This window comes from Nocardia terrae (assembly GCF_009760405.1).
Classification (GTDB): Bacteria; Actinomycetota; Actinomycetes; order Mycobacteriales; family Mycobacteriaceae; genus Nocardia; species Nocardia terrae.
On record NZ_WRPP01000008.1, the window covers coordinates 207,695 to 232,104 of the forward strand.

Here is a 24,410-nt window from a genome sequence, read left to right on the forward strand (position 1 = left end):
ATGAACCTGTGGGCCTGGCGCGATCGGAATCCGTACTACGAGACGGCATTCCAGGTGCTCGACATCGATCCGGCCGCGGACCGCGCGACCGTGCGCACCCGCATCGCCGCGCGACGCAAGCGGATCTCCTACGACGCCAAGCGATTTCCGCTCTTCGGCGAGATCCTCGACGTGCCGCGGATCAATGCGGCCGAGGAGCAGCTGGCCACCCCGCGCACCCGGCTGGCGGCCGAACTGCTCACCCACCGCACCGAACCCGAGGGCGAGGATCTCCCCGAGCTGACCGAACTGCTCGATCTGGCCCGAACCCTGTCCGCCGCAGAGGATTCCGGCCCGCATTCGGCCGTCGACGGCGCGCCCCGCCTGGACTATCGCGTACTGCCCCGGCTGCTGCCCAGCCCCACCGAGGAGACCCCCGCATGAGCATCGTCGCCGGCATCGACCTGGGTACCACCAACTGCTGCATCGCCATTCCCGCCGACACCGACATCCCGAACAAGCAGGCCCTGATCGACAGCCGGCGGTTGCGCCCGCTCGGCGGCGCACTGCTGGTGGCCAATCCCGACCTGTCGCTGACCACCCCGTCCGCGGTCTGGATCGGGCCCGACGGCACCCCGCTGGTCGGCGCGCTCGCCAAACGCAAAGCGCGCCAGGCCGGTGCGCCGCCCGCGATGTTCTTCAAGCGCAATATGGGCACCGATCAACCGGTCATCGCGGGCCACGCCACCCTGACTCCCCTGCAGGCGTCGGTGCATCTGCTGCGGCACCTCAAGACCGTGGCCGAGCAGGCGCTCGGCGTCGCCGTCGACCGCGCCGTGATCACCGTGCCCGCCTACTTCGAGACCAGCGCCAAGACCCAGACCACCCAGGCGGGCGCCGAGGCCGGTCTCGAGGTCGCCGAAACCCTCATGGAGCCGGTCGCGGCGGCGCTGGCGCACATGCACGAGTCCGGCGGCACCGCCGCCGAACGCAAGCGTTTCCTGGTCTACGACCTGGGCGGCGGCACCTTCGACACCTCGGTGGTGTCCTGGGATCCCGAGGACGGCTTCAGCAGCCGATCCTTCGACGGCGACCGGTATCTGGGCGGCTACGACTTCGATCAGGCCATCGTGGACTGGATGATCACGCAACTGCCCGCCTACGACCTGCGCGCCGAGCCCGGCGATGCCGCCGACGCCGAACGCCTGGCGCGGCTGCTGTCCCTGGCCGAGACCGCCAAGCACGACCTGACCCGCGAGACCGAGACCGAGATCATCAACCAGGATCTCGAGGACCGCACCGGCCTGCCCATGAGCATCAACCTGCCGTTGGGCCGGCACGAATTCAACCGGCTGATCGAGGGTTTCGTGAACGAGACGCTCGACCACTGCGCCGAGGCGCTGAGCAAGGCCCGGCTCACCCAGACCGATCTGGACGAGATCGTGCTGGTGGGCGGGTCCTCGCGGGTGCCGCTGGTGGCCGAGCTGCTCGAGGCGCGCTTCGGGCTCACCCCGCGGCTGTTCCATCCGGAGCTGGTGGTCGCGGTCGGGGCGGCGCTGAAGGCCGCGAACCTGGCCACCCGCAGCCAGGTATTGGAGCTGGAAGCCCTTGTCCCGGACGGTGATTCCGTGGACATCGCGGGCCGGGTGCTGCTGTCGAACATCGAGGCCGCCGAGATCGAGGTCGAGGTGGCGCCCGAGGGCTGGGAGCCGCAGCGCGAGCGGATCACCGATCCCGAGGGCACCTTCCTGTTCATCGAGGTGCCGCTGGGCGACGGTGAATGCGTCGTGCGGGTGCTCGCCGACGGCCGGGAGATCGCCGTCGAGCGCGTGGGCGTGCGCGCCGAAACCGCCACCGCCGTACCGGATCTGGCCGGTGACATCCTGGCGCACGACTTCTCGGTGGAGCTGCTCGACCGCCAGCTGTGCCGGGTCGTGCAGGCGGGCACCAAGATTCCGCATCGCGTCTACCAGCGCCTGGAGACCGCCATTCGCGGCACCACGCTGGCGGTGCGGCTCTACGAGGGCTGGATTCCCATCGGCGTGGTCAAGATCCGCGACCTGCCCGAGGATCTGGAGCCGGGCGCGGTCGTGGAACTCACCCTCGAGTTCGCGGTCGGCTGGACCGTGCACGCCTCGGTGCGCATCCCCCACCTGGACCGCAGCGCCACCGCGGTGATCGAGATCCCGGTCCGCGAGGTCGCCTCGTGGGACGAGATCCGCACCCGCGCGGCCGCGGCCCGCACCGACTGGCGGCAGATGCAGCGCGAGGCGCACCGCGCCGAATCCGCCAAGGCGCGACCGGAGATCGAGCAGCGCCTCGACGCGCTCGAGCCGCTGGTGGCCCGCACCCAGGACCAGGCCAAGGCCCATCACCTGCTGTTGGAGGCCGAAACCATCCTGCAGGGCCTGCTCAACAGCCGCGGGCCCGAGGACTATCTGGAACCGCCGCTGGCCGACTTCGAGGAGAGCCTGCGCAACCTCAGCGAACTCGTGCTGTTCCTGCAGCGCGAGGAGCCCGACAGCGCCCCCATGTACCGGCTGCGCCGCGACGACCTCGAACAGCAGGGCCGCGCCGCCTACGACGCGGGCGATTTCGTGGCCTGGCCGCGGGTCAACGAGAAGCTCGACGACCTCGAACGCGAGATCCTGCACATCCCGTCCATTCGCGAGATCGCCGTCATGCAGCAGACTCCGAGTCTGCTGCGCGATTGGCTGAAGCGCCGCATCGACGCGGCCGACAATGCCATCCGCCGCAAATACGGTGAGCTCCAGACCGATTCGCGGGTGGACCAGCACGACCGCGTCAAGCTCCCCGCGCAGCGCGACGACCTGCTGGCCGACCTGTCCGCCATCTCCTTCGCCGTCGAAGAGGTCGACGCGGCCCGCCCCTCGGCTCCCGAACAACTTCGCAATATCTATTACGACCGTCTCCGCCCGCTCGAGCACCGCATCAACGGCTGGGGTCGCGAGGCGGGCATGCGGCAGTCGCAGTAGCGGTCGATCCCCTACCGCGGTAGCTTTCGGTTGGCCGATATACTTGCAGCGACACTGCAAAAAGGCGGGCGCAACCACTACCTCGGGAAAGGGCTCGGCACCTATGGAACCAACGTCCGACCAGGGCATTCCGCGCGTCAACCGCCGCATGGCAATCGGGCTCGGCGCGGCCGTCATGGCCGCCGTCGGCCTGGCCGCGTGCGGCAGGTCGAGCGACGGCTCGACCTCGACCGGCACCACCCCGGCCTCGAACGACCCCAAGGATGTCGCCGCCGACGCGTACGTGTTCGGATATCCGCTGGTGCTGATGGACGTCACCCGCGAGACCGGCGGCCCGGCAAACCACTTCGTGCACCAGAATCCGCCGACGCCCGCCGCGAAGCAGGTCGTCCGCCTCAACCTGGACACCCTCTACTCGCAGGCGTGGCTGGATCTGCGCGCCGAACCGATGGTGCTGCAGGTGCCCGCCATGGAGGCCGGGCGGTACTGGCTCATGCAGTTCCTCGACGCGTGGACCAATACCGCGCACGACCCGAGCAGTGCGGACCCGAAAATCAAGGCGGGCGACCGGAACCCACCCTACACCTACCTGGTCACCGGCCCCGGGTGGAAGGGCAGCGTGCCCGCCGGTATGACCCAGCTGGCCATGCCGACCGGCACCACCTGGCTGATCGGCCGCATCGAATACAAGGGCGACAACGACATTCAGAACGTGCGCGCCCTGCAGCAGCAGCTGAAGCTGGCCCCACTCAGCGTCTGGAACGCCGACCCCAACGCCGTCCAGGGCGGTCCGGGAGCCCAGCCGACGGGTGGCGGCGTCCCCGCACAGCTGGTCGCGCAGATGGACGGCCCCACCTTCTTCAACCGCCTGTGCGCCGTCATGGCCCTCAACCCGCCCGCACCCGACGACAGCGACGCCATGAAGCGCTTCGCCACCATCGGCATCACCCCGGGCGCCACCATGTCCACCGCACCGGCGGACATGCTGACCGCCGCAGCTACCGCGGCCCGCAAGTCCGTGGCGGCCTATCGGGATCCCAAGGCCCAGAACCAGAACGGCTGGACCTTCAACCTCGGTGTCGGCGCCTACGGCACCGACTACCCGCTGCGCGCGCAGGTCGCCGCGATCGGTCTGGGCGCGAACCTGCCCCGCGACGCGGTGTACCCGACCGTGAACGCGAATGCCGACGGCGGCAGTCGATTCCGGCTGACCTTCGCCAAGGATCAACTGCCGCCGGTCGGCGCGTTCTGGTCGCTGACCGCCTATGACGCCGAGTCCTATCTGGTGCCGAACCCGGCGGGCATCTACTCGGTGGGCCACCTGGTCCCGATCGCACCGGCCGCCGACGGCACCGTCGAAATCACCGTCCAGCACGCCGATCCCGGCCCGGACGTCCCCGCCGGGCACTGGCTGCCCATTCCCGACAGCGGCCGGTTCTCCCTCACCCTGCGGCTCTACGCACCGAAAGACGAAGTACTGAACCGCAAATGGCAGGTCCCGAAGCTCGAGCAACTCTCGTGACCGCGGGCCCGCCGGATCGCGCACCCCTCATCGGCGCAATACCCGGCGGGCCACGAAGTTCCCGAGGAACTGGATGCCCTGCACCCCGGCGATGATGATCAACGTCGCCACCAGCGTGACCCGCCAGTCGAACCGCTGATACCCGTACACGAGCGCGAAGTCACCGAGCCCGCCACCGCCGACCGTGCCCGCCATGGCGGACATGTCGACGATCGCGATCACCACGAACGTGTAGCCGAGCACCAAGGGCCCCAACGCTTCCGGAATCAACAGCGTGAGAATGATCCGCACCGGCCCGGCCCCCATCGACCGCGCCGCCTCGATCACCCCCGGATCCACCGTCACCAGATTCTGCTCGACAATCCGCGCGATCCCGAACGACGCCGCCACGATCATCACGAACGCCGCCGCATCGGTCCCGATCGTCGTCCCGATCACCTTCAAGGTCACCGGCCCCAACGCCGCCAGCAGAATGATGAACGGAATCGGCCGCACCACATTCACCAACACGTTCAACACCACATTGACCGGCGCATTGGCCAGCAACCCACCCTTGCGCGTGGTGTACAGCGCCGTCCCCAACGCCAGCCCGATGGTCCCGCCCACCACAAAGGTCAACAGCACCAGATAGATCGTGGTCCCGACGGCCTCGCTGAGCACGGGGCGCAGCCGATCCCAATCCGTCTGTACCGCAGCCAGAGTCACCACCCCGGTCATCACGCGCTCCTGACCTCACCAGCAGGCCGCGGCACAGCGCCCTCCTGCACCTCTGATTGCGCACCTTCCGCGGCCGAGTCCACCGTGCGCGTGTCACCTGCGATCGGTGCCGCCGGTTCCCCCCTGCCCGCGGCCGCTCGCTGCGGCGCTGTGCCGCCCAGCAGGGTCCGCGTGGGTTCCTGCGCGACGGAACGCGAGCTCGAATCCGTCTCAGCCGAGACCGAATCGGCGACCACACCGGCATCCGACGCCCCTACCGCCGCCACGGCGTGGCCCGCGGGCTCCAGCTCAGCCGCTCGGGTCGGCGTCTCGCCCGCAGCCGGAACACCCGCCGACAGAACGCCCTCGGCCGCAGGGGAGTCGGCGATCTCGGCCACCACGGGCGCCGCCGCGATCAGCGCCTCAGCACCCCGCGCCGCCGCGTCGTGGGCGGCCAGGCGTTCGGCGAACCGGCTCACCTCCTGGTCGGGGCCGTTCAACGCGAGGGTGAGACTGCCGAATGTCTTGTCCTGCAGAGTGCTCACGCCGCCGAAGACCACTTCGAAGCTCACACCCGCGGTGACGGCCGCCGCCAATTCCGCGCCGATGCCGCGCTCGTCGTCGATGTCCACGGTGACCAGGCGGCCGGGGTGCCGCTCCCCCAGGCGTTCCAGTTCACCGGTGGTCGGGCGGTTGTGCAGGACGGTTTCGACGAAGGAGCGGGTGGGGGTGGCCATCGGCGCGGAGAACACGTCGAAGGTGTCGGCCAACTCCACGATTCGGCCCGCGGCGAGCACCGCGACGCGGTCCGCGACCGCGCGGATGACGTCCATTTCGTGGGTGATGACCACGATGGTGACCCCGAGTTCCCGGTTGATCTTCTTCAGCAGGCGCAGGACCTCGCCGGTGGTTTCCGGATCCAGGGCCGACGTGGCCTCGTCGGCCAGCAGCAGGGACGGGGAGGTGGCCAGGGCGCGGGCGATGCCGACGCGCTGTTTCTGGCCGCCCGAGAGCTGGTCGGGGTAGCTGCGGGCCTTGTCCGAAAGGCCCACGAACTCCAGCAGTTCCGCGACCCGGGCCTTGCGGCGGGCGCGTGGCCAGCCGGCCACCTTGAGCGGGTATTCGATATTGCCCGCCGCGGTGCGTGAGCGGAACAGGTTGAACTGCTGGAAGATCATGCCGATATCGCGGCGCAGGTGGCGGACCCGGGACTCCGGGACCCCGGTGATGGGGTCGCCGGAGATCAGGACGGTGCCGTCGGTGGGCTTCTCGAGGGCATTGATGAGCCGGACCAGCGTCGACTTGCCCGCGCCGGAATAGCCGATCACACCGAAGATCTCGCCCCGCTCGATGCGCAGGTCGATGCCGTCGAGCGCGATGTGCTGCTGCTTGCCGGTCTTGAAGACCTTGGTGACCGAACGGAATTCGACCGCCGCGGCCCCGGTTTCGTTGTCGCTCACTTGGTGTCGCGGATGGTCTGCTGCACCCGCTGCAGGATCTGCTCCAGTTCGGGGCCGTTCTTCTTCACCTCGAGCGCGGTGCCCTTGGAGTCCTGCGCCTCGGCCTGCTGCACCTCCGGGCTGTGGAAGATGTCGACCAGCTTCAGATAGGTCGGGTTGTTCTTGTCCTCGGCGCGGGTGACCACCGCGTTGATGTAGGGCGCGGCGCCCGGATTGCTCGGATCATCCTTGGTCAGCGCACTGTTCGGGTCGATGTCGGCCTTGGACAGGTAGGTGTTGTTGACGACCGCACCGTCCACCGAGGCCAGCGACAACGCGGTCTGGGCGGCATCGACCGCGGTCACCTTGACCTTGGACGCGCCCTTGTCGACATCGGCGGGAGTCGGCTGTCCCTTGTCGCCCGTGAGCTTCAGCAGCCCGGCGGCCTGCAGCACGAACAGTGCCCGAGCCTGATTGGTCGGATCGTTCGGGATCGCGATCTCCCCGCCCTGCGGGATGTCGGCGAGCGTCTTGTGCTTCTTGGAGTACAGCCCGAGCGGCACGATGTAGGTGGCCCCGATGGGCGTCAGATCCTTGTTGTTGGCGACGTTGTACTGCCCGAGGAACTGCAGATGCTGGAACAGATTCACGTCGATCTGCTTCTGCGCCAACGCGATATTGGGCTGCGAGTAGTCCGAGTAGTGGACGATGTCGAGGTTGATGCCCTGTTTCTTGGCCTCGTCCTTGAAGACGTCCCAATGGGGGTCGGACTCGGTGGTGCCGATGCGCACGGTATTGCCGCCGGAGCTGTCGCTGCTGCCGCAGGCCGTGAGGGTGAGGCTCGCGACGGCCGCTACCAGGACCGGGATCGCCAGTGCCCGATGAATGTTCAACTTGATTCGCACCCGGATATGCAACTGTGCGAGCAATCGCCCGGCAATGATTGCGATCCGGGCGAGTCAAAGGCTTTCGGCCCGCGCGCGGGCTCCCCTACGGTGCGTGAAATGCGAAAACTGCGCCGTTACCTGGTGTTTCCGGTCCTGCTCGCACTGGCGTTGACGGCCGCCTGTGGCCGGGAACACCACGGGGACGTGGTCCGTATCGGTGTGAACGACCTCGCACAACCGCACTGGGACGTGTTCAAGAAGAAGGCCGCCGAGGCGGGCATCACCGTCGAGTTCACCAATTTCACCGACTACAACCAGCCCAATCCGGCGCTCTCCCAGGGCCGGATCGATCTCAACAAGTTCCAGCACCTCCGCTACCTGGCCAATTACAACGCCACCGACCGGGAAACCAAGTTCCGCAAGTGATCTCGTGGGTCTAGCGGCCGCGGTTCGCGCGGGCGACCCGGGCCCGGGTGCCGATGATGATGGTGATGATCATGACGGTCATGATCTGCAGCGTGGTCCAGGTGACCGGCTGCGGCGGCACGGGCGGGGCCACATACGCGACCGGAGGCGGGGGCGGCACCGGAACCGGGGCGGGCGCGGGCGGAATCACCTCGGGAGCGGGCACCGGCCGCGGCGGCACGGGCGCGGCGGCCGGGGCCACGACCGGCGGCGAGGGAATCTCCAGGGGGATACCGGGTTCCGGCGGCATCGGAATCGGCAGCAGCAACATGCAGGTGAGCAGCGCGCTACCGGTCAGCGCACTGCCCACCATGACGCTGCCCATCCCGGCCGAGCCGGGACCGACCAGCCCGCTGGAGCCGGGAACGAAGCCGGGCCCGAGCAGACCGGAGCCCGTGCCGCTCCCGGTCAGCAGGCCCAGACCTAGTGCGGCGCTGCCGACCACGGCGCTGCCCGCGCAGGCGGTCAGGACACTGCCCGAATCCAGCCCGGCCAGACCTCCGAGGGTGTTCGGCGCGGCGGCCGGGCTCGCCGCCTCGATCGGCCGCGGCGTCTGCTGCGCCACATGGGGATTCAGGTTCGGCAAGGCCAGACCGGCGGCGCCGGCGGTGATTCCGCTGCCGGTCTGGGCGCTGCCCGACACACCGCTGCCGGTGCTGAGCGATCCGCCCGCGGCGGGACTCGGGCCCAGTCCCAGCCCGCTGCCCGAGGACAACCCGCCGCCCGAACCGGATCGGCTTCCCGTGTAACTGCTTCCGGTCCCCAAGCCGAGCGCGCTGCCGGTAGGCGCGTCGATCGGCCCGGCAACCCCGTCGGATCCAGAACTGCCGCTGAGGATCTCACCGATCGACGGCACCTCCGGGGCCGCGGGATCGGCCCCGGCCACCGCGGGTCGCACCGCGAGTAGCGCCGCCGCCAGCGGGACGGCCGTCGCGACCGCGAATCCCCGTGCCGCCCTGCCAGTTCGGTTCACGCCGCCTCCATAATGTGAATCCCGAGCGCACCCGGTGCGGACCTCAGCGCTGGCTGACGCCGGCGGCCGCCGGGGCCGGAGAGGTGATGTGGTCGAATCGCGACAGCGCCATCTCGTAGGCGTCCCTGGAGACGTGGCTACTCCCCGAGAACGGCTCGTCGAGTTGGTAGATGGCCAGGATGACCGCGCCGATCACCAGGCCGAACAGGCCGGTCATCAGGATGCTGCGCTTGGTGACCAGCACACCGGAGAACACCGTGCCGAACAGCAGCATCACGGTCGAGAACCACAGTGCCGCATAGAGGAATCCGGGCAGGTGGTACGCGGCGTCGAGGCTGCGGTCGTAGCGGGCCTCCGCGATGGCGTCCACGCCGGTCATCGCCTTGTCCTGGGTCGCCTTCGCATCCGCGTCGGCGGCAGGCGCGGACGACACCGCCTCGCGCAGATCGTCCAGAGTCGCCTGGGCGGCCGGGCTGAGCCGCTGCTGCTCGTCCATGGTGCGCCACTCGTCGCCCACGACCTGTTTCGTGTAGTCCTTCACCAGACCCTGGATCTGGGTGCGGTCCTTCTCGGGCATGGCGTTGGCGGTCTCGTACACGCTCACCAGCGCCTTGCCCTCCGACACCGTGTGGTCGTGCGAGGTGTCGTACTGCTGCCACAGGATCACCACCACGAAGGCCACGATCGCGGCGAAGAACATGTTGACCATGTCCAGCATCATGTGCCCGGCCCCGGCATCGTCGCTGTGCCGCCAGGACTTCGGCCGCAGCCGGTCACCCAGCACGAACACGCCGACCGCCACCACCACGAACGACACGAGCACACCCAGCTGCAACAGAATTCCGAGCATTCCGCGACTCCATTTCCGGCCAGGGCAGTTGCGATCACGATGTATTCGCAACCACTGGTCGGTCGGATTGCACCGGCAAACAATCTGTTACGCCCACGGCGCGTCGCCGAAATTAGCCCGATATGACGGGCTCAGCCCATCGTCTACGCGGCCTGGGACTACATCCGGGCCTTCCTCCCACCCCGCTAACGGGCGAACGACAGCACCGCGGCGGCCACGGCGACGCTCAATTCCAGTGCGGCCCCGAGCACATCACCATTGAGCCCGCCGAACCGCCGCACACAATGCCGCGCCAACACCACCGCCACCCCCAACGCCAGCACCACGGCCACCGGCCCCTGCCACCGATTCCCGACCGCGAACACCCCTGCCACAAGGGCGATCCCGCCCCAAGCGAGCCCGACGACCGGCATCTGCGTCCCCGCGACCAGCGCCCCGAACCCGGCCCCGGGCGCAGCCTCGACCCCCTTCCGGCACGCCATCACGACCGCGACCCGCCCCACGGCCACCGCCAGCACCACAGCCACCCACCGCCCGGCCCCCGCCAACGCCGCAAACGAAACCGCCTGCACCCCAACGGCAAACACCAACGCCGCCACCCCGAACGGCCCGGCCCCACCACTCTTCATGATCTCCCGAGCCCGCTCCGGCGACCCATAACTCCCGAGCCCATCCATCGTGTCCGCCAGCCCATCGATATGCATCCCCCGCGTGATCAACGCCAACCCCGCCACGACGACGAACCCTGCCAGCAGACTCGATGCCCCCAATTCGCCCAGCCCCCATAGCAATCCAGCGGCTCCGACCCCGAGCACCATCCCAACCAGCGGCGCCCACGCGATCGCCCGCCCCGCAACCACCCGATCCACCTCGTCAGGCCCCCGCACCGGCAACACGGTCAACCATGAAACCGCCAGCCGCACCCCGTTCACTCGGCCACCGTGCCTACGCCGGTGCAGGCGGCTGATCCCGATGCCTGATCAGCAATTCCGCCAACTATTCCGGCGGATCGCCCGCCGGAATTCACTGCCGCGAGCGAGGTCCCGGCAGAAGCCCCACTGGGACGACGGGCGGGGCTTCTGCTCGGTCGCCCAGCCACCACGCGCATGAGGACCATGCTGTGTGAACGCCGGGCGAGTTTGCGCGCCAACGCATCCCGCTGCGCGAGGCGTGGTGGCGCGCTCGGCGGCAAGTTATGCACCGGCCGATTCGGCGGGGGCGTCGGCGGTGCTGACACCGGCCTCGGCGAACGTGGCCATGTCGGCGAGGGTGGCGACCGCTGCGCGGAGGAGCGGGAGGGCGGAGACCGCGCCGGAGCCTTCGCCCAGGCGCATGTTCATCTCGACGAGGGGCTCGAGGTCGAGGCGTTGCAGGGCGATGGTGTGGGAGGGCTCGCTGGAGCGGTGGCCCGCCACCCACCAGGCGCGGGCGCCCGGGGCCAGCTGGTCGGCCACCAGGGCGGCGGCGGTGACCACCACGCCGTCGAGGATGACCGGGGTGCGGCGGGCGGCCGCGCGGGCCAGGAAGCCCGCCATGGCGGTCAGGTCCGCGCCGGAGGCGGTGCGCAACAGGGCAACCGGGTCCTTGACGACCGGGCGGGCCCGCCACATGGCGTCGCGGATGGCGGCGGTCTTGCGGATCCAGCCGGCGTCGTCGACACCGGTGCCGCGGCCCACCGCGATCACCGGCTCGGTGTCGGTGATGGCGGCGATCAGCACGGTGGCGGGCGTGGTGTTGCCGATGCCCATGTCACCGGCGATGAGAAGGTCGGCGCCGGAATCGATTTCCTCATCGGCGATGGCCGCGCCGGCCGCCAGCGCCGCCTGCACCTCGGCCTCGCTCAGCGCGTCCTCGCGATCGATGGACCCGCTCGACCGCCGCACCTTGTGCTTGGAGATCTCCGGCGCGGTATCCCCCTCCACCGCAATGTCTTCCACCCGCACGCTGGCATCGGCCAGGCGCGCCAGCACGTTCACCGCCGCGCCGCCGTGCAGGAAGTTGGCGACCATCTGCCCGGTCACCTCGCTCGGATAGGCCGACACACCATGCTTGGCGACCCCGTGATCCCCCGCGAACACCACGACCCGCGCCCGCTCGAACTGCTTGGGCGGACACACCCCCTGGCACGCCGACACCCAGTTCGCCAGCTTCTCCAGCCGCCCCAACGCCCCGGCGGGCTTGGTCAACTGCAACTGCCGCTCCTCGGCAGCCGCCCGCACCATCGGATCCGGCCCCATCACCGGCCCGAACGAAATCCGCACCGGCTTGCTCAACCGCGGCGCATCGACAACAACCTCCGAATCCGCAACGCCCACAACGGCACCGGACGCCTGCGCCGCTGTGGCAACGCTCGAACCGGAACCGCCGGTCGTGGCGACGCCGCCCGCGTCAGCCGTCGTCGAGGCGGCAGCTTCGGTCCCCGGCACGGCGGCCGTCATCCCGAGCTCCGAGGCATCCGGCCGAACACTGCCCACACCCGGCACCGCCGGCGGGGCAGATTGATCCGCCCCGGCACCCACCGGCCGAGCCGCGTCGGCAGCGCCCGGAACTCCCTGCGCCGCAGCCTGACCCGTCGCGTTATCGAACAGCTGGGCCGAACTCTCCACCGTGACCGGTGAATTCGCGGCGGCGGCGTCGGTGAGGGCGGCGGCCGAGGCGGCGGCGCGGTCGGGCTTCACGCGCAGGGCCTGCCCGGCGACCACCAGGATCACCTCGTCGCAGACCTCGGCGAGGCGCTGGTTGAGGGTGCCGATCTCGTCGCGGAACAACCGGCCGGAGGCGGTGGCGGGGATGACGCCCAGACCGACCTCGGGGCTGACGATGACGAGCCGCTCGCGGTAGTGGTCGACGGCGGTGACCAGACGATCCAGGTCCGGGCTCACGGTGCCGCGCGGCGACTCCCAGGCGGCGCGGGCATCCAGCCGCGCGGTCAGCCAGGTCCCGAGGTCGTCGACCAGGGTGACGGGGGTGGCCTCGTTCAGCGCGGCGACCGGGTCGCCCTCCACCAGGGTCCAGTGCGCGGGCCGCCGAGCCCGGTGCGCCGCAATGCGTTCGGCGAAGTCGGCGTCGGCGGGATCGGCGACCGCGGTCGCCACGTACCGCACCGCTTCCGACGCGACCAACTGTTCCGCGTAGGCCGACTTCCCGGACCGGGCGCCACCGAGCACCAGGGTCCGCAGCGGCCGATCGGTTGTCTGAGCAGTGTGCGACACGTCAGCACGGTATCAATTGCACCCGTGCCCCGGCCGAGTAGGCACGGCCATCGGGCCGGGGTTCAGGGGTTGGTCTGGTTGTGCACGCACTGGACCTTCAGGTCGCGGGACGTGAACGACCAGTCCGTGCCCTGCGGGCAGTCCGAGGCGTGGTCCACGCTCGCCGCGATCTTCCCCGCGTGCGGCTTCGAACACTCGACCACTTTGCCCGCGCTGTTCGGCGCATCTCCCGTGACGCACTGCCCGTCCGCGTTCCGCGGATCCTTGCACCCGGCCGTCGTCCCGGCCACCAGCATCGCCAGCGGCACGACCGCGACCATCACTCCCCAACGCACGATTGCGCATCGTAGCGGGCGGCATCCGTTCGGGCAGCGCCGTTTCGAGCCACCCGGCCCGGGTCGACTCAGGACACCCGAATACCGAAGCGGCGGCGATATTCGACCGGCGCGATACCCACCACGCGCTGGAAGTGATGCCGCAGCAGCGCCCCGGACCCGAATCCGCAACGGTGGGCCAGGGATTCGAGATCCAGATCGGTCTCCTCGAGCAGCTGCTTGGCCAGCAGCACCCGCTGACCGGTCAGCCATTTCACCGGCGTCGTCCCGGTCTCGGCGGCGAAGCGGCGCGCGAAGGTGCGGGTGGACATGGCACTGCGCGCCGCCAGCGACTCGACCGTGTGCGGCAGTTCCAGGTGCTCGCCCATCCAGTGCAGGGTGTCGCTGAGGCTGTCGGAGTTGCAGTCCAGCACCGGCCGCTCGATGAACTGCCGCTGCCCGCCGTCGCGCTGGGGCGGCACCACCATGCGGCGGGCGATGGCATTGGCGACATTGCTGCCCAGTTCGCGGCGCACCAGATGCAGTGCGGCGTCGATGCCGGCCGCGGTGCCCGCGCTGGTGATGAGATTGCCCTCGTCCACGAACAGCACGTCCGGATCGACGGTGGCCTGCGGAAACTTCTCCGCCAGCAGGTCGACGTAGCGCCAGTGGGTGGTGCACTTGCGGCCGTCGAGCAGTCCGGCCGCGCCCGCCAGGAACGCGCCGGAGCACACGGTCAGCACGGTGGCCCCGCGCTCGGCGGCCTCCCGCACCGCGTCGACCACCCGCGGGTCGAACGGCTTCTCGGCGTAGATCGGAAAGGCCGGAATGGCAACCAGATCCGCATCGCGCAGTTCCTCCAGCCCGTACTCGGGCGTGACCTGAATGCCCGGCGAGCTGGAGATCAGCGGCTTGCCGGGTTCCGCGCCGCAGACCCGGAAGTCGAAGGCGGGCAAGCCGTCCGCGGTCCGGTCCAGGCCGAATACCTCACAGACGACGCCGAATTCGAACATGGCGAGGTGGTCGTTGAGGACCACGGCGACCTTCGAGAGCATGTTCCGATCCCATCTGGCCGAATATTTGCGAACTATGTCAGAACTGCCACTGTTGGCGGTATGTTCTCTATAGAAAACTTACTGCCATGCACGCACTGTCCGCAATCGTCGCAGCCGGAACCGCAATGACGGCGCTCGGCACCCTGACCTTCGGCTTCATGGCCGGAGACAACTCCAACCCCACCGACGAAGGCGAGGTCCTGTCATGACCGCCATCACCCCCGGCCAGTTCACCACCACGACCGGCACCCCCGAAGTAGTCACCATGTTCCGCCGATTCGCCGCCCTGCTGGCCGCCGCCGGCCGCGCCGTCCCCTTCCACCGCGAGGGCGACTGGGGACTGGCGGGTTCCACGAATGTCATCGATCGCGACCGCGACCGCATGGCCCTCGAGATCCGCGCGTTGTCCACCTACCGCGAACACAACTGACGGGCGGGCCCGAGATCCTCGTGAAAGAGGCTCGAATCCGCCCGCCGGAGAACAGCATCCGGGCCGTCAGCGCCGACGGCCACGAGCCCAACTCCCACATGGGGTCTCAGGGGCTTGCCCCCACTGAGAGTTCCGAGAGTCGGCTAAACCGCGTCGCCCGCGCTCACCCGCGGCTTGGGCGCCCGCATCCGGCGCACCTGCGAGGCGCGCACGAACGCGTACCAGCCCAGCGAGAACGAGGAATCGGTGGCGTCCGGGAACCGCTCCCGGACCCGCTTGTTCACGATCCGGCCGAGCACGACGCCCTCGATGATCATGAACAGCATCATCACCAGCATGGCCAGCGTCACGATCGCCTGCAGCGCCGGCGTGAGGATCATGCTGACGATCAGCACCAGCGCCAGCGGCATGAACAGCCCGAGCAGATTGCGCCGCGCATCCACGATGTCGCGCACATACCCCTTGACCGGGCCCTTGTCACGCGGGAGCAGGTACTGCTCGTCACCGGCGAGCATGCGCGCGCGGCGGGTCTGCGCGTCGGCGCGGCGCTGAGCCGAATCCGCCTTGCGATCGGCCTTGGATCCGCGCAGCGACTTGCGGCGGGCGCGAGCCTCCTTGGCGGTCTTCGGCGCGGGCGCGACCGGACCGCGCTTGCGGCCCTCGGCCTCGCGCCGCTTCGGGGTCGGACGCCCTTTACCCAGGGTGACGGTCTTGTCCGCCACCGCGGTCTCGGTGTCGACGACACTGTCGGAGGTGGGGGTGGACTCGCCACGGCGCAGGAACTTCACGCCGACCAGGCTATTCGATGACAGGTCTGCCGGAAAATCCTGGTCTGCCTGATTGTTGTGTCGCACACCTCAGCAGCAATCTCCCAGCGACTGCGCAACCTGGGGCTTCCGGCGAATACGCGCCGCGTAGGATGGGGAATAGTCGCCCGCCGACTGGTGTTGACAGGCATCGAGCCGTGCGCCTTCACGGGTTGAAAACAGGTCCCTTAGGAGAGTTCATGACTGTTGAGAACGAGACCACCACTCACGGTGCGACTCTGACCGAAGCCGCCGCCCTCAAGGCGAAGGCGCTGCTGGATCAGGAAGGCCGCGACGATCTCGCGCTGCGCATCGCCGTCCAGCCCGGTGGCTGCGCGGGCCTGCGCTACCAGCTCTTCTTCGACGACCGCACCCTCGACGGTGATCTGGTCGTGGAGTTCAACGGCGTCAAGCTCGCGGTCGACCGCATGAGCGCCCCGTACATCCAGGGCGCCTCGATCGACTTCGTCGACACCATCGAGAAGCAGGGCTTCACCATCGACAACCCGAACGCCACCGGCTCCTGCGCCTGCGGCGACAGCTTCAACTGAGCTAGCCCACACAGCGCGGAACATCCCGTACCGGATGTTCCGCGCTGCTGTGTGTACGGGTTATTTTCTTTAGTGCGGACCCTTTTCGGCCCGCCTCCCCCACGTAAGGATCGCACCCCGTGACCATCGCCGTGTCCGCGTCCATCGCGACCGATCACCTCATGCGCTTTCCGGGCAAGTTCTCCGATGTGCTGCTCGCCGACCAACTGCACCACGTGTCGCTGAGCTTCCTCGTCGATGACCTCATGATCCGCAAGGGCGGCGTCGCGGGAAATATCAGCTACGCCATGGGCGTGCTCGGCCGCAATCCGCTGCTGGTCGGCGCGGTCGGCCAGGACTTCGGCGACTACCGGAAGTGGTTGGAGGACAACGGCGTCGACTGCTCGGCCGTGCGCGTCTCCACCGAGCTGCACACCGCCCGCTTCGTCTGTACCACCGACGAGACCATGGCCCAGATCGCGTCCTTCTACCCCGGCGCCATGGCCGAGGCCCGCGACATCGACATCACCGAGCTCGGCCGCGAGCTCGACCTGGTGCTCATCGGCGCCGACGATCCCGAAGCCATGCTGCGCCACACCGATCAGTGCCGCACCGCCGGAATCCCCTTCGCCGCCGACCCCTCCCAGCAGTTGGCGTTCGTGGACGGCCCGACCATCCTGCGACTCATCGAGGGCGCCGACTATCTGTTCTCCAACGAGTACGAATGGGGCATCCTGCTCCAGAAGACCGGCCTGTCCGAGGCGGAAATCGGTGAGCGCGTGGGCATTCGCGTGACGACCCTCGGCTCCAAGGGCGCCAAGATCGTCGACCGCGACGGCACCGAACTCCACGTCGACGTCGTCCCCGACATCGCCAAGGAAGACCCGACGGGCGTCGGCGACGGCTTCCGCGCCGGCTTCCTGACCGGCCAGTCCGCCGGCCTCTCCCTCGAACGTTCCGCCCAGCTCGGCTCCCTGGTGGCGGTCCTGGTCCTGGAAACCGTTGGCCCCCAGGACTGGACCCTCGACCACGACGTGGCCATGAAGCGCCTCCGCGACGCCTACGGCCCCGAAGCCGCCGCCGAAATCGAGCCCATCCTCCGCTGACCAATCGCTCCACGAGTACGGCCCCACCGATCACGCGATCGGTGGGGCCGTCTCGGTCTCACGACGTATGGAAAGTCCGCTCCCCGAAGACCTCGTCAGCCGAATGGGCTGTCGCAGCCGCCTCCAACCACTCGTCCAGCAGTCCGACATCCCCGATTTCAACGCAATGCTCAACCCAGTCAACGGTTGTCGCGTCCACGGTTATCCCCCGGCATCGCAAGACCGTCAACAGCGCATCTGCCTCACCTCTGGCTGCGCCATGTTCGAAGTAGCGGCGAGCAAAATCACTTTTGTACTTGTACCACCTGGGAGTCATTCGACCCCGAACACTTCGTCGGCCGAGCTCGCCGTCGCGGCCCTGCCGATCCAGACATCGAGCTGCTCGATATCGGTGCATGCCTCGACACGAGCAGTGCTTGGATCATCGAGAGCGATCCCCCGCCCCCGGAGGAACGCCAACAATGCCTTGGCCTCGCCGTCGGCTTGCCCCTCGCTGTAATAGCGCCGGGCGAACTCGCTCTTGTAGTTGTAAGTTCCGGCGGTCATGAGGCTCCCCAAGAAGTGCCGGGCCGTCGGCGGCAAGACGGCCATTACCAGGTCAATGTACATTTTTCCGTCTGGCGCGTCGACTACGTTGGTCGCCAGCGTGGTCAAGATTGCGTTCCTCTCCGGGGCCCTCCGATGAGCAATCGCGGATAGCACCGCAAGCTCCGGGTTCTCGGTAGCGATACCGGCATCGGTCACGATCGGCACGTCCGACGGGCCCATCACGATCGGTGTCAGAATGCATCCCGGAGCCAGGGGAATGGGTCTTCGGCACCGTGCGGCAGTGTGCTCGCTCGGACAGAGGACGAGTAATACCGTGTCGCAACGCAATCGGGCGCGCAGGGTCGTCAGATACACCGGCCAGCTCCAACTCTTGCCCGCGTCCGGCCGAAGTTGGACTTCAACCACGACAGCCAGCTGAGAGGTGGTGCCCGTGGCCAGCACGATCACGGCATCGGCACGGTACTCGGTGGGATCGATATCCGGACAGTCGCCGGATTCCAGTCGGGCATTGTCGAATTCGGGTAGTGGCGTGTCGGTGACCAGCGGCAGGAGCTCGGCGACCAGTTGCGGGCGGTGCCGGAACAGGTCGATGAGTACTTCGTGCACTACCGAGGGCATGGAGGCAGGTTAGCGACCAGGACCGACAAGAAAAGCCTGTTCAAGCAGCATTTTCGGACATTTGGCTCGGATGCGGATGCTTGGTTTCGACGGGTGGGCTTCGGGTTTCGTTGGCGGTCCGGGTGTGGGGAGATACATCGCGCGCAATACGCTGTGGGCATGGCCTCCGACGACCGTTTGTACTTTCGCCAGTTGCTGTCCGGGCGCGACTGGGCTGTGGGCGATCCGATCGCCACGCAGATGCGCAACTTCGCCTACCTGATCGGGGATCGGGACAGTGGTGAGTGCGTGGTTGTCGACCCGGCTTACGAGGCGGGGCAACTCGTCGACATCGCCGAGGGTGATGGGATGCGGTTGACCGGGGTGCTCGCCACGCATCACCACCCCGATCATGTCGGCGGAACCATGATGGGGTTCACGCTGCGCGGGGTGAAGGAGCTGCTCGAAAAGACCGATGTGGCAGTGCACGTCAATACCGAGGAACTGCCGTGGGTCGCGAATGTCACCGGCATCGCGCCGAGCGAGCTGACCGGCCACGCTCACGGCGACAAGGTCGCGGTCGGCGGCTTCGAGATCGAACTCCTGCACACGCCCGGCCACACGCCCGGCAGCCAATGCTTCCTCTTCGAAGACCGGTTGATCGCGGGCGACACCCTCTTCGTCGACGGCTGCGGCCGCACCGATTTCCCCGGCGGCGACTCCGACGCCATGTTCCGCAGCCTGCGCTACCTCGCCGACCTGAAGTCGAACCCGACCGTGTACCCGGGCCACTGGTACTCGGAAGAAACCAGCGCCTCCCTCACCCACATCAAGGAACACAACTACGTCATGCGCCCCCAAACCCTCGACCAGTGGCACATGTTCATGCCCAGCTGACCCCGCCATTCATCGAGTGGCACATGCTGGAGGGGATTCGTCCGATCTCGCCTCCAGAATGTGCCACTCGGCGAATCTCGCAGGCGAGTCGGTGGACTGGATCGAGGGCGGTCGCCGCGGGGATTGAAGGCTGCGCATCCGCCCCGGGATATCTCGAGACGTGTCGGTCCCGCCGCGCCGGGCCGGGGTGCCATCCAGCCAGATCCCATGTGGCGGCGCGCTTCCTGTCATCTACGTCTACGCCCGCCCCGAATTCGTTCGGGGCGGGCGTAATTCGTTCACTCGGCCGTCAGGCCAGGGTGCGCATCCAGCCGTGGTTGTCGGCGAAGGTGCCGCGCTGGATGCCGGTGAGGGTGTCGCGCAGGGCCATGGTGACCTCGCCGGGCTCGCCGGTGCCGATGGTGAATTCGCCCTCGGCGGAGCGGACCGAGCCGACGGGGATGACGACGGCGGCGGTGCCGCAACCGAAAACCTCGGTGATGTCGCCGGTTTCGACGCCCTTGCGCCATTCGGTGACCGAGATCTTGCGCTCCTCGACCTTGTAGCCGGAGTCGGCGGCGAGGGTGATGAGCGAGTCGCGAGTGATACCGGGGAGCAGGGAGCCGGAGAGCTCCGGGGTCACCAGGCGGGCGTCGGAGCCGCTGCCGAAGACGAAGAACAGGTTGTTGGTGCCCATCTCCTCGACGTAGCGGTGCTCGCACGCGTCCAGCCAGACCACCTGGTCGCAGCCCTTCTCGGCGGCCTGCTGCTGGGCCAGCAGCGACGCGGCGTAGTTGCCCGCCACCTTGGCCTCACCGGTACCCCCGGGGGCAGCGCGCACATACTCGGTGGACAACCACACCTTGACCGGCTTCAGCCCGCGCGGGAAGTATGCGCCGGCGGGACCGCCGAGCAGCAGGTACTTGTAGGCGGCGGCGGGCTTCACGCCCAGACCGACCTCGGTGGAGAACATGAACGGGCGCAGGTAGAGCGCGTCCTCACCACCGGCGGCCGGCACCCAGTCGGCGTCGACCTCGAGCAGCTGGCGAATGGATTCGATGAACAGCTCGTCGGGCAGCTGGGCCATCGCCATGCGAGCGGCGGAGCGGCGGAAGCGCGCGGCATTGGCGTCCACCCGGAAGGTGGCGATGCTGCCGTCGGCCTGCCGGTACGCCTTCAGGCCCTCGAAGATCGCCTGACCGTAGTGGAACACCATGGTCGCCGGGTCCATGGCCAGCGGCGCGTAGGGCTCGACGCGACCATTGGTCCACTGCCCGTCGATGTAATCCAGCGACACCATGTGATCGGTGAAGTAGCGCCCGAACCCGGGCTCCGCGAGAATCTCCTGCCGCCGCTGCGCCGGTAGCGGCGCGGGATGCGGGACACGGGTGAACTGCGCGGCAAGTGTCATGACCTGGAGTCTAATTCGCCGCCCCGGACACGCCGGTGGGGGCCACCCCTGCCAGCCCCGACTGTCAGGGTTCCCGCCTCCGTCACTGTCCAGAACCCTGGACAAGGCATACACCTGTACCCGGCGCAGCCGCTGCCCGAGCGGTGCCGTTCCCACCGGGCACCGGCAGTCGCCCCGATCGCCGTGAGTGTGCTGGAACCGGGCCCGAAGACCGCCGAACGACCCCGTCCACACCCGGGTGCAGCCGAGAAAGTCACTTCTCCGAACGCAATTCGAAGGTGATCATGTCGCGGCCCGGACCGTTGTAGTCCGGGACCGGCCCCGCGACAGTGAACCCGAGCGCACGGTGGAAGGCCACGGAGCCGGTGTTCCCAGGCGAGGTGATCGCCCGGAAAACCGTGCGGCCATCGGCTCGCCCACCCGCGATGAACCGGCCGTACAGCTCGCGCGCCAGCCCGCTTCCACGATGGTCGGGATGCACACCGACGAAATGGATGTACGCGCCGGTCGGTTCATCCGGCGCGAACAATCCGATCAAGAAACCGACGAGCTCGTCCTCCTGCTCGACCACCAAACTGGTCGAAGCGAAGTGATCCAGGAACAACCTCGGCACCGCAGGCAGAACCGAACGCCCCCACCAGTCGTCGACAACAGCCGCGATGCCGTCGTAATCGCCGGGAACGGCCTGCCGAATCAAAGCCTCAGATGCCACCGCGATCCCCTAACCACTACCCGCCCGGCACGAGCGGCCCCCGCCAAACGACGAGACAACTGGCGCGACGCCACCTCGGAGCCGGGCGAACATCTTCCCCCACGAACGGACCCGCGCTTCCGGCCCGACTCGAATTCATCGAGTGGCGGCGGCTGGTGGAGGCGGGCACGGCGACCGGGCGCAGCGTGGCAGTCCCGGCTCGGGCCGACCGCCGGAGATGCGGACGGTGGATCGCCAGCAGCCACGGCTTCAAGAAACCTACCGGGAGCGCCCACGAACAGTCGGCGGTCCCGGTCAGGCATCGGGATCAGCTCAGGCCGTGCGGGTTTCGACGAACGGGGGCTTGATGACCTCGCAGCGGAGGCGGCGGCCGCGGACGTCGACCTCGACCTGGTCGCCGGGGTTGATGCCGGCGGCGGTGTCGATGAGGGCGAGGGCGATGCCGACCTTGAGGGTGGGCGAGAAGGTGCCGGAGGTGGTTTCGCCGATCTGGTCGTCGCCGCGCATGACGGTCTGGCCCTGGCGGAGGACGCCCTTGTCGATGGCCTTGAGGCCCAGCAGGATTCGGCGGGGTCCGGCGGCCTTTTCGGCTTCCAGGGCCGACTTGCCCCAGAATTCGGGCTTCTTCCAGCCGATGGCCCAGCCGGTGCGGGCCTGCAGGGGCGAAATGTCCAGGGACAGTTCGTGTCCGTGCAGGGGGTAACCCATTTCGGTGCGCAGGGTGTCGCGCGCGCCGAGACCGGCGGGCTGGCCGCCGGCGGCCTGGACCTCGGCGACCAGGGCGCGGAAGACGGCCTCGGCGTCGTCCCAGCGGGGCAACAGCTCGTAGCCGTGCTCGCCGGTGTAGCCGGTGCGGCACACGCGAACCGGGCGGCCGTCCCATTCGGCGTCGGTGTAGGCCATGTATTCCATGTCGGTGGGCAGGCCGAGCTTGGCCAGCACCTCCGCGGAACGCGGGCCCTGGACGGCGAACACGGCGTAGCCGCGGTGCTCGTCGGTGATGGTGATGCCCTCGGGCACGACCTTCTGCAGCTCGGCGACCACGGTGGCGGTGTTGGCGGCGTTGGGCACGAGGAAGATCTCGTCATCGCTGACGTAGTAGGCGATGAGGTCGTCGATGACCCCGCCCTCGGGGGTGCAGCACAGCGTGTACTGCGCCTTGCCGGGGCGAATCCGGTTCAGGTCATTGGTGAGCGCCGAGTTGACGAAGGCCGCGGCGCCCGGCCCCTTCACGGTCGCCTTGCCGAGGTGGCTGACGTCGAACAGGCCGACGGTCGCGCGCACCGCGGTGTGCTCGCCGACGGTGCCCGCATACGAAACCGGCATCTCCCACCCCCCGAACGGCGCGAAGCTGGCTCCCAGCTCGACATGAACAGCGTGGATGGGTCCCTGCAGCAGTTTCTCGTCGGTCACCCGAAGCAGCTTATCGGTATCGCGACGAGACCCCGCGCCGCGCCGCGAACCGTGACGTTCTCAGTGCTGCGACTGCTGGAAGCAGGCGACGTCGTACTGCGACTGCGGCGAGTAATGCGCTCCGCCGGTTCCACCGTTCTGACTGTTGATGCCCGGTTCGTTGAACGGCGACCCCGGGCTGTTGGCCGAGCCGCCGGGGGTGTTCGGTTCCAACGCTTGGCAGGACTGGTCCGGGGGCCCGGTCTGCCCGGTCGGGGTCGCGACAGCTGGGGCCGCGAACACCGCACCGGTTGCGACAACGATTGCCGCGGTCGCGATGATTCTGCGCATCACCGCCTCCTTGCTGGTAGCGATATGGACTACACGATTCATCGCGACCAGAGGTTCGGCAATTACACGGCAATTCTCGTTTCAGTCGTCATCGGAGGCCGAGACTGCGCGCGATTCCCGGCCATGCTTTGTGAAAGTCAATCTGCCAGGAAGGCCAATTGTGGCCGCCGCCGGACAGATAATCGAAGGCGGCCGGGATATCAACGGCTTCCAGGCCGGATTGCAGAGCGCGCGTGCAGGTTTCGACAGTGGACTCCAAAGCGGTGCTGGACGCCCCGACCTGTCCCCCGCCCGCCCCGGCCGGGTTCGCACCGGTTCCAGCGGCGATATGGAGGTCGATGCCACGCAATTTCTCGAGGTTGGCGGGCGTCGAGGGATCGTTGGCAGTCCACGCCGGTGCACCGTCGAATCCCCAGATGTTCCAGGGATTTCCGCCACCGGAGACCACCACGGCCTGCAGGAACCGGCGGCCCGGATCGGTACCGGTCTGCGCGCAGCCACTGAAAGAACCGACACTCTGGTAAAGATCAGGGGCCGATTCGGCGAGCGCGAGCGCGGATGTCGCCGACATCGACACTCCCACAATGGCATTGCGCCCGGAGGCATCCAGCGCATCGTCGAGGACGGGCGGTAATTCCCGGGTGAGGAACGTGGTCCACTTGTTGCGGCCGAGCATGGGATCGTCCGACTGCCAGTCGGTGTAATACGTGTACCGGCCATCGAGCACGTTCACCACGTTCACGTTCTGATCAGCCAGATAGTCGACGACATCGGTGCGGGTCTCCCAGGAAACCTCGGAGCCGTTGCCATCGACGCCATCCTCCGCGCCATTGAGCAGATACAGCGTCGGCCGGGGAACCGAATTATCGGCGGCACGAATGACCGAGAGCTCGACGGTCCGATTCATCGCGGCCGAATATACGAAAACACTCGATTTCCGGTCGTCCTGCCGAACCACATGATCGATATGCGACCCGTCCGCTGCCGCCGCATCGGAATTCACAGGTTCCACCGCGGCAGCCATCCCTGGCATCGACGCGAAAACCGTCGCCATCAGTGCGATTCCCACCGCTACCCACCGGCGTCGGCCACGCGTACTCGTCATATCCGCCTCGATCCCATCCAAACGTCCCCCACCTTCTCTACCCAGCCCGCCACGACCGTGCAACGACGTACAACTCACACCCATCAGCGGAGTTGCCCCATTGCCAGAGCATGCCGACCCCTCGATCGGACCGTGGAGCTGCTGGTGAGCATCGAGC

General features: G+C 68.3%; 24 protein-coding genes and 1 pseudogene. 9 read left to right on the forward strand and 16 right to left on the reverse strand.

What is annotated here, in order from left to right:
* From GPX89_RS34095 to GPX89_RS34105, 3 genes are all read left to right on the forward strand, one after another.
* Window positions 1-423 carry a hypothetical protein gene (locus GPX89_RS34095; protein WP_157391820.1) on the forward strand — a complete coding sequence of 141 codons (423 nt, stop codon included), beginning with the start codon at window positions 1-3 and terminating at the stop codon, window positions 421-423.
* A complete protein-coding gene (locus GPX89_RS34100) occupies window positions 420-2,975 on the forward strand; it encodes an Hsp70 family protein (RefSeq protein WP_157391821.1) in 2,556 nt (851 codons plus the stop codon). Before GPX89_RS34095 ends, GPX89_RS34100 begins: the two co-directional genes overlap by 4 nt.
* A 103-nt stretch (window positions 2,976-3,078) precedes the next feature.
* On the forward strand, window positions 3,079-4,497 hold the full coding sequence (locus GPX89_RS34105; RefSeq protein ID WP_157391822.1) for a DUF1254 domain-containing protein: 1,419 nt from the start codon (window positions 3,079-3,081) through the stop codon (window positions 4,495-4,497).
* Window positions 4,498-4,524: 27 nt separating this feature from the next.
* Here GPX89_RS34105 and GPX89_RS34110 read toward each other — a convergent pair whose 3' ends face one another.
* The 3 genes and pseudogenes from GPX89_RS34110 to GPX89_RS34120 form a co-directional block, all read right to left on the reverse strand.
* Window positions 4,525-5,214, reverse strand: a complete 690-nt coding sequence (locus tag GPX89_RS34110) for a methionine ABC transporter permease (protein ID WP_157391823.1) — start codon at window positions 5,212-5,214, stop codon at window positions 4,525-4,527.
* Window positions 5,215-5,618: 404 nt separating this feature from the next.
* A pseudogene (locus GPX89_RS34115) lies at window positions 5,619-6,653 on the reverse strand (methionine ABC transporter ATP-binding protein); the annotation flags it as partial.
* Window positions 6,650-7,531, reverse strand: a complete 882-nt coding sequence (locus GPX89_RS34120; RefSeq protein ID WP_407939518.1) for a MetQ/NlpA family ABC transporter substrate-binding protein — start codon at window positions 7,529-7,531, stop codon at window positions 6,650-6,652. The gene GPX89_RS34120 and the pseudogene GPX89_RS34115, both read right to left, overlap by 4 nt.
* A 105-nt stretch (window positions 7,532-7,636) precedes the next feature.
* Between GPX89_RS34120 and GPX89_RS34125 the strand changes: the two genes are divergently transcribed.
* Complete coding sequence (locus GPX89_RS34125; protein WP_157391824.1) at window positions 7,637-7,945, forward strand: MetQ/NlpA family ABC transporter substrate-binding protein; 309 nt, start codon at window positions 7,637-7,639, stop codon at window positions 7,943-7,945.
* A gap of 10 nt (window positions 7,946-7,955) precedes the next feature.
* On the opposite strand, the gene GPX89_RS34130 is transcribed toward GPX89_RS34125, so the two are convergent.
* The 6 genes from GPX89_RS34130 to GPX89_RS34155 all read right to left on the reverse strand — a co-directional run bounded on the left by GPX89_RS34130 (window position 7,956) and on the right by GPX89_RS34155 (window position 14,388).
* Window positions 7,956-8,957, reverse strand: a complete 1,002-nt coding sequence (locus GPX89_RS34130) for a hypothetical protein (RefSeq protein ID WP_157391825.1) — start codon at window positions 8,955-8,957, stop codon at window positions 7,956-7,958.
* A gap of 43 nt (window positions 8,958-9,000) precedes the next feature.
* Window positions 9,001-9,807: a bestrophin-like domain gene (locus GPX89_RS34135; protein ID WP_235948746.1), complete on the reverse strand. Its 807-nt coding sequence runs from the start codon at window positions 9,805-9,807 to the stop codon at window positions 9,001-9,003.
* 185 nt (window positions 9,808-9,992) lie between these two features.
* Window positions 9,993-10,739: an adenosylcobinamide-GDP ribazoletransferase gene (locus tag GPX89_RS34140; protein ID WP_328602625.1), complete on the reverse strand. Its 747-nt coding sequence runs from the start codon at window positions 10,737-10,739 to the stop codon at window positions 9,993-9,995.
* 261 nt (window positions 10,740-11,000) lie between these two features.
* Window positions 11,001-13,019 (reverse strand): nicotinate-nucleotide--dimethylbenzimidazole phosphoribosyltransferase, encoded by a 2,019-nt coding sequence (cobT, locus tag GPX89_RS34145; protein WP_328602626.1) that lies wholly within the window; start codon window positions 13,017-13,019, stop codon window positions 11,001-11,003.
* Window positions 13,020-13,081: 62 nt separating this feature from the next.
* Window positions 13,082-13,354, reverse strand: coding sequence for an LppU/SCO3897 family protein (locus GPX89_RS34150; protein ID WP_157391826.1), 273 nt, complete (start codon window positions 13,352-13,354; stop codon window positions 13,082-13,084).
* A gap of 68 nt (window positions 13,355-13,422) precedes the next feature.
* A complete protein-coding gene (locus GPX89_RS34155; protein WP_157391827.1) occupies window positions 13,423-14,388 on the reverse strand; it encodes a helix-turn-helix domain-containing protein in 966 nt (321 codons plus the stop codon).
* 86 nt (window positions 14,389-14,474) lie between these two features.
* Here GPX89_RS34155 and GPX89_RS45635 point away from each other — a divergent pair, with 86 nt between their 5' ends.
* Window positions 14,475-14,597 (forward strand): hypothetical protein, encoded by a 123-nt coding sequence (locus tag GPX89_RS45635; RefSeq protein WP_268893414.1) that lies wholly within the window; start codon window positions 14,475-14,477, stop codon window positions 14,595-14,597.
* A complete protein-coding gene (locus tag GPX89_RS34160; protein WP_157391828.1) occupies window positions 14,594-14,818 on the forward strand; it encodes a hypothetical protein in 225 nt (74 codons plus the stop codon). Before GPX89_RS45635 ends, GPX89_RS34160 begins: the two co-directional genes overlap by 4 nt.
* 143 nt (window positions 14,819-14,961) lie before the next feature.
* Here the strand turns inward: GPX89_RS34160 and GPX89_RS34165 are convergent, their stop codons facing one another.
* Window positions 14,962-15,540 carry a DUF3043 domain-containing protein gene (locus GPX89_RS34165; RefSeq protein ID WP_407939519.1) on the reverse strand — a complete coding sequence of 193 codons (579 nt, stop codon included), beginning with the start codon at window positions 15,538-15,540 and terminating at the stop codon, window positions 14,962-14,964.
* A 284-nt stretch (window positions 15,541-15,824) separates the two neighbouring features.
* On the opposite strand from GPX89_RS34165, the gene GPX89_RS34170 reads away from it, so the two are divergent.
* Both GPX89_RS34170 and GPX89_RS34175 read left to right on the forward strand, forming a co-directional pair.
* On the forward strand, window positions 15,825-16,175 hold the full coding sequence (locus GPX89_RS34170) for a HesB/IscA family protein (protein WP_040815950.1): 351 nt from the start codon (window positions 15,825-15,827) through the stop codon (window positions 16,173-16,175).
* Between the two features lie 119 nt (window positions 16,176-16,294).
* On the forward strand, window positions 16,295-17,260 hold the full coding sequence (locus tag GPX89_RS34175; protein ID WP_328602628.1) for a carbohydrate kinase family protein: 966 nt from the start codon (window positions 16,295-16,297) through the stop codon (window positions 17,258-17,260).
* A 312-nt stretch (window positions 17,261-17,572) separates the two neighbouring features.
* On the opposite strand, the gene GPX89_RS34180 is transcribed toward GPX89_RS34175, so the two are convergent.
* Window positions 17,573-18,427 (reverse strand): RpnC/YadD family protein, encoded by an 855-nt coding sequence (locus GPX89_RS34180; RefSeq protein WP_157391829.1) that lies wholly within the window; start codon window positions 18,425-18,427, stop codon window positions 17,573-17,575.
* Window positions 18,428-18,586: 159 nt separating this feature from the next.
* Here GPX89_RS34180 and GPX89_RS34185 point away from each other — a divergent pair, with 159 nt between their 5' ends.
* Window positions 18,587-19,303 carry an MBL fold metallo-hydrolase gene (locus tag GPX89_RS34185; protein WP_157391830.1) on the forward strand — a complete coding sequence of 239 codons (717 nt, stop codon included), beginning with the start codon at window positions 18,587-18,589 and terminating at the stop codon, window positions 19,301-19,303.
* Window positions 19,304-19,592: 289 nt separating this feature from the next.
* On the opposite strand, the gene GPX89_RS34190 is transcribed toward GPX89_RS34185, so the two are convergent.
* From GPX89_RS34190 to GPX89_RS34210, 5 genes are all read right to left on the reverse strand, one after another.
* On the reverse strand, window positions 19,593-20,693 hold the full coding sequence (locus GPX89_RS34190; protein ID WP_157391831.1) for a branched-chain amino acid aminotransferase: 1,101 nt from the start codon (window positions 20,691-20,693) through the stop codon (window positions 19,593-19,595).
* A gap of 253 nt (window positions 20,694-20,946) precedes the next feature.
* Window positions 20,947-21,405, reverse strand: a complete 459-nt coding sequence (locus tag GPX89_RS34195; RefSeq protein WP_328602629.1) for a GNAT family N-acetyltransferase — start codon at window positions 21,403-21,405, stop codon at window positions 20,947-20,949.
* 312 nt (window positions 21,406-21,717) lie between these two features.
* On the reverse strand, window positions 21,718-22,818 hold the full coding sequence (gene gcvT / locus GPX89_RS34200) for a glycine cleavage system aminomethyltransferase GcvT (RefSeq protein WP_328602630.1): 1,101 nt from the start codon (window positions 22,816-22,818) through the stop codon (window positions 21,718-21,720).
* A gap of 60 nt (window positions 22,819-22,878) precedes the next feature.
* A complete protein-coding gene (locus GPX89_RS34205) occupies window positions 22,879-23,148 on the reverse strand; it encodes an adenylate cyclase (RefSeq protein ID WP_157391832.1) in 270 nt (89 codons plus the stop codon).
* 88 nt (window positions 23,149-23,236) lie between these two features.
* The gene (locus GPX89_RS34210) at window positions 23,237-24,217 is read right to left on the reverse strand and encodes an alpha/beta hydrolase (RefSeq protein ID WP_157391833.1); all 981 of its coding nucleotides are present in this window, start codon (window positions 24,215-24,217) and stop codon (window positions 23,237-23,239) included.
* Window positions 24,218-24,410: the final 193 nt, after the last annotated feature.

Bases quoted from the DNA above. Each gene is read 5' to 3' on its own strand.
- GPX89_RS34100 (WP_157391821.1), top strand. From the start codon at position 420: ATGAGCATCGTCGCCGGCATCGACCTGGGTACCACCAACTGCTGCATC.
- GPX89_RS34170 (WP_040815950.1), top strand. From the start codon at position 15,825: ATGACTGTTGAGAACGAGACCACCACTCACGGTGCGACTCTGACCGAA.
- GPX89_RS34180 (WP_157391829.1), bottom strand. From the start codon at position 18,427: ATGCCCTCGGTAGTGCACGAAGTACTCATCGACCTGTTCCGGCACCGC.
- GPX89_RS34105 (WP_157391822.1), top strand. From the start codon at position 3,079: ATGGAACCAACGTCCGACCAGGGCATTCCGCGCGTCAACCGCCGCATG.
- GPX89_RS34185 (WP_157391830.1), top strand. From the start codon at position 18,587: ATGGCCTCCGACGACCGTTTGTACTTTCGCCAGTTGCTGTCCGGGCGC.
- GPX89_RS45635 (WP_268893414.1), top strand. From the start codon at position 14,475: ATGCACGCACTGTCCGCAATCGTCGCAGCCGGAACCGCAATGACGGCG.
- GPX89_RS34135 (WP_235948746.1), bottom strand. From the start codon at position 9,807: ATGCTCGGAATTCTGTTGCAGCTGGGTGTGCTCGTGTCGTTCGTGGTG.
- GPX89_RS34125 (WP_157391824.1), top strand. From the start codon at position 7,637: ATGCGAAAACTGCGCCGTTACCTGGTGTTTCCGGTCCTGCTCGCACTG.
- GPX89_RS34155 (WP_157391827.1), bottom strand. From the start codon at position 14,388: ATGCTCTCGAAGGTCGCCGTGGTCCTCAACGACCACCTCGCCATGTTC.
- GPX89_RS34095 (WP_157391820.1), top strand. From the start codon at position 1: ATGAACCTGTGGGCCTGGCGCGATCGGAATCCGTACTACGAGACGGCA.
- GPX89_RS34205 (WP_157391832.1), bottom strand. From the start codon at position 23,148: ATGCGCAGAATCATCGCGACCGCGGCAATCGTTGTCGCAACCGGTGCG.
- GPX89_RS34160 (WP_157391828.1), top strand. From the start codon at position 14,594: ATGACCGCCATCACCCCCGGCCAGTTCACCACCACGACCGGCACCCCC.
- GPX89_RS34110 (WP_157391823.1), bottom strand. From the start codon at position 5,214: ATGACCGGGGTGGTGACTCTGGCTGCGGTACAGACGGATTGGGATCGG.
- GPX89_RS34190 (WP_157391831.1), bottom strand. From the start codon at position 20,693: ATGACACTTGCCGCGCAGTTCACCCGTGTCCCGCATCCCGCGCCGCTA.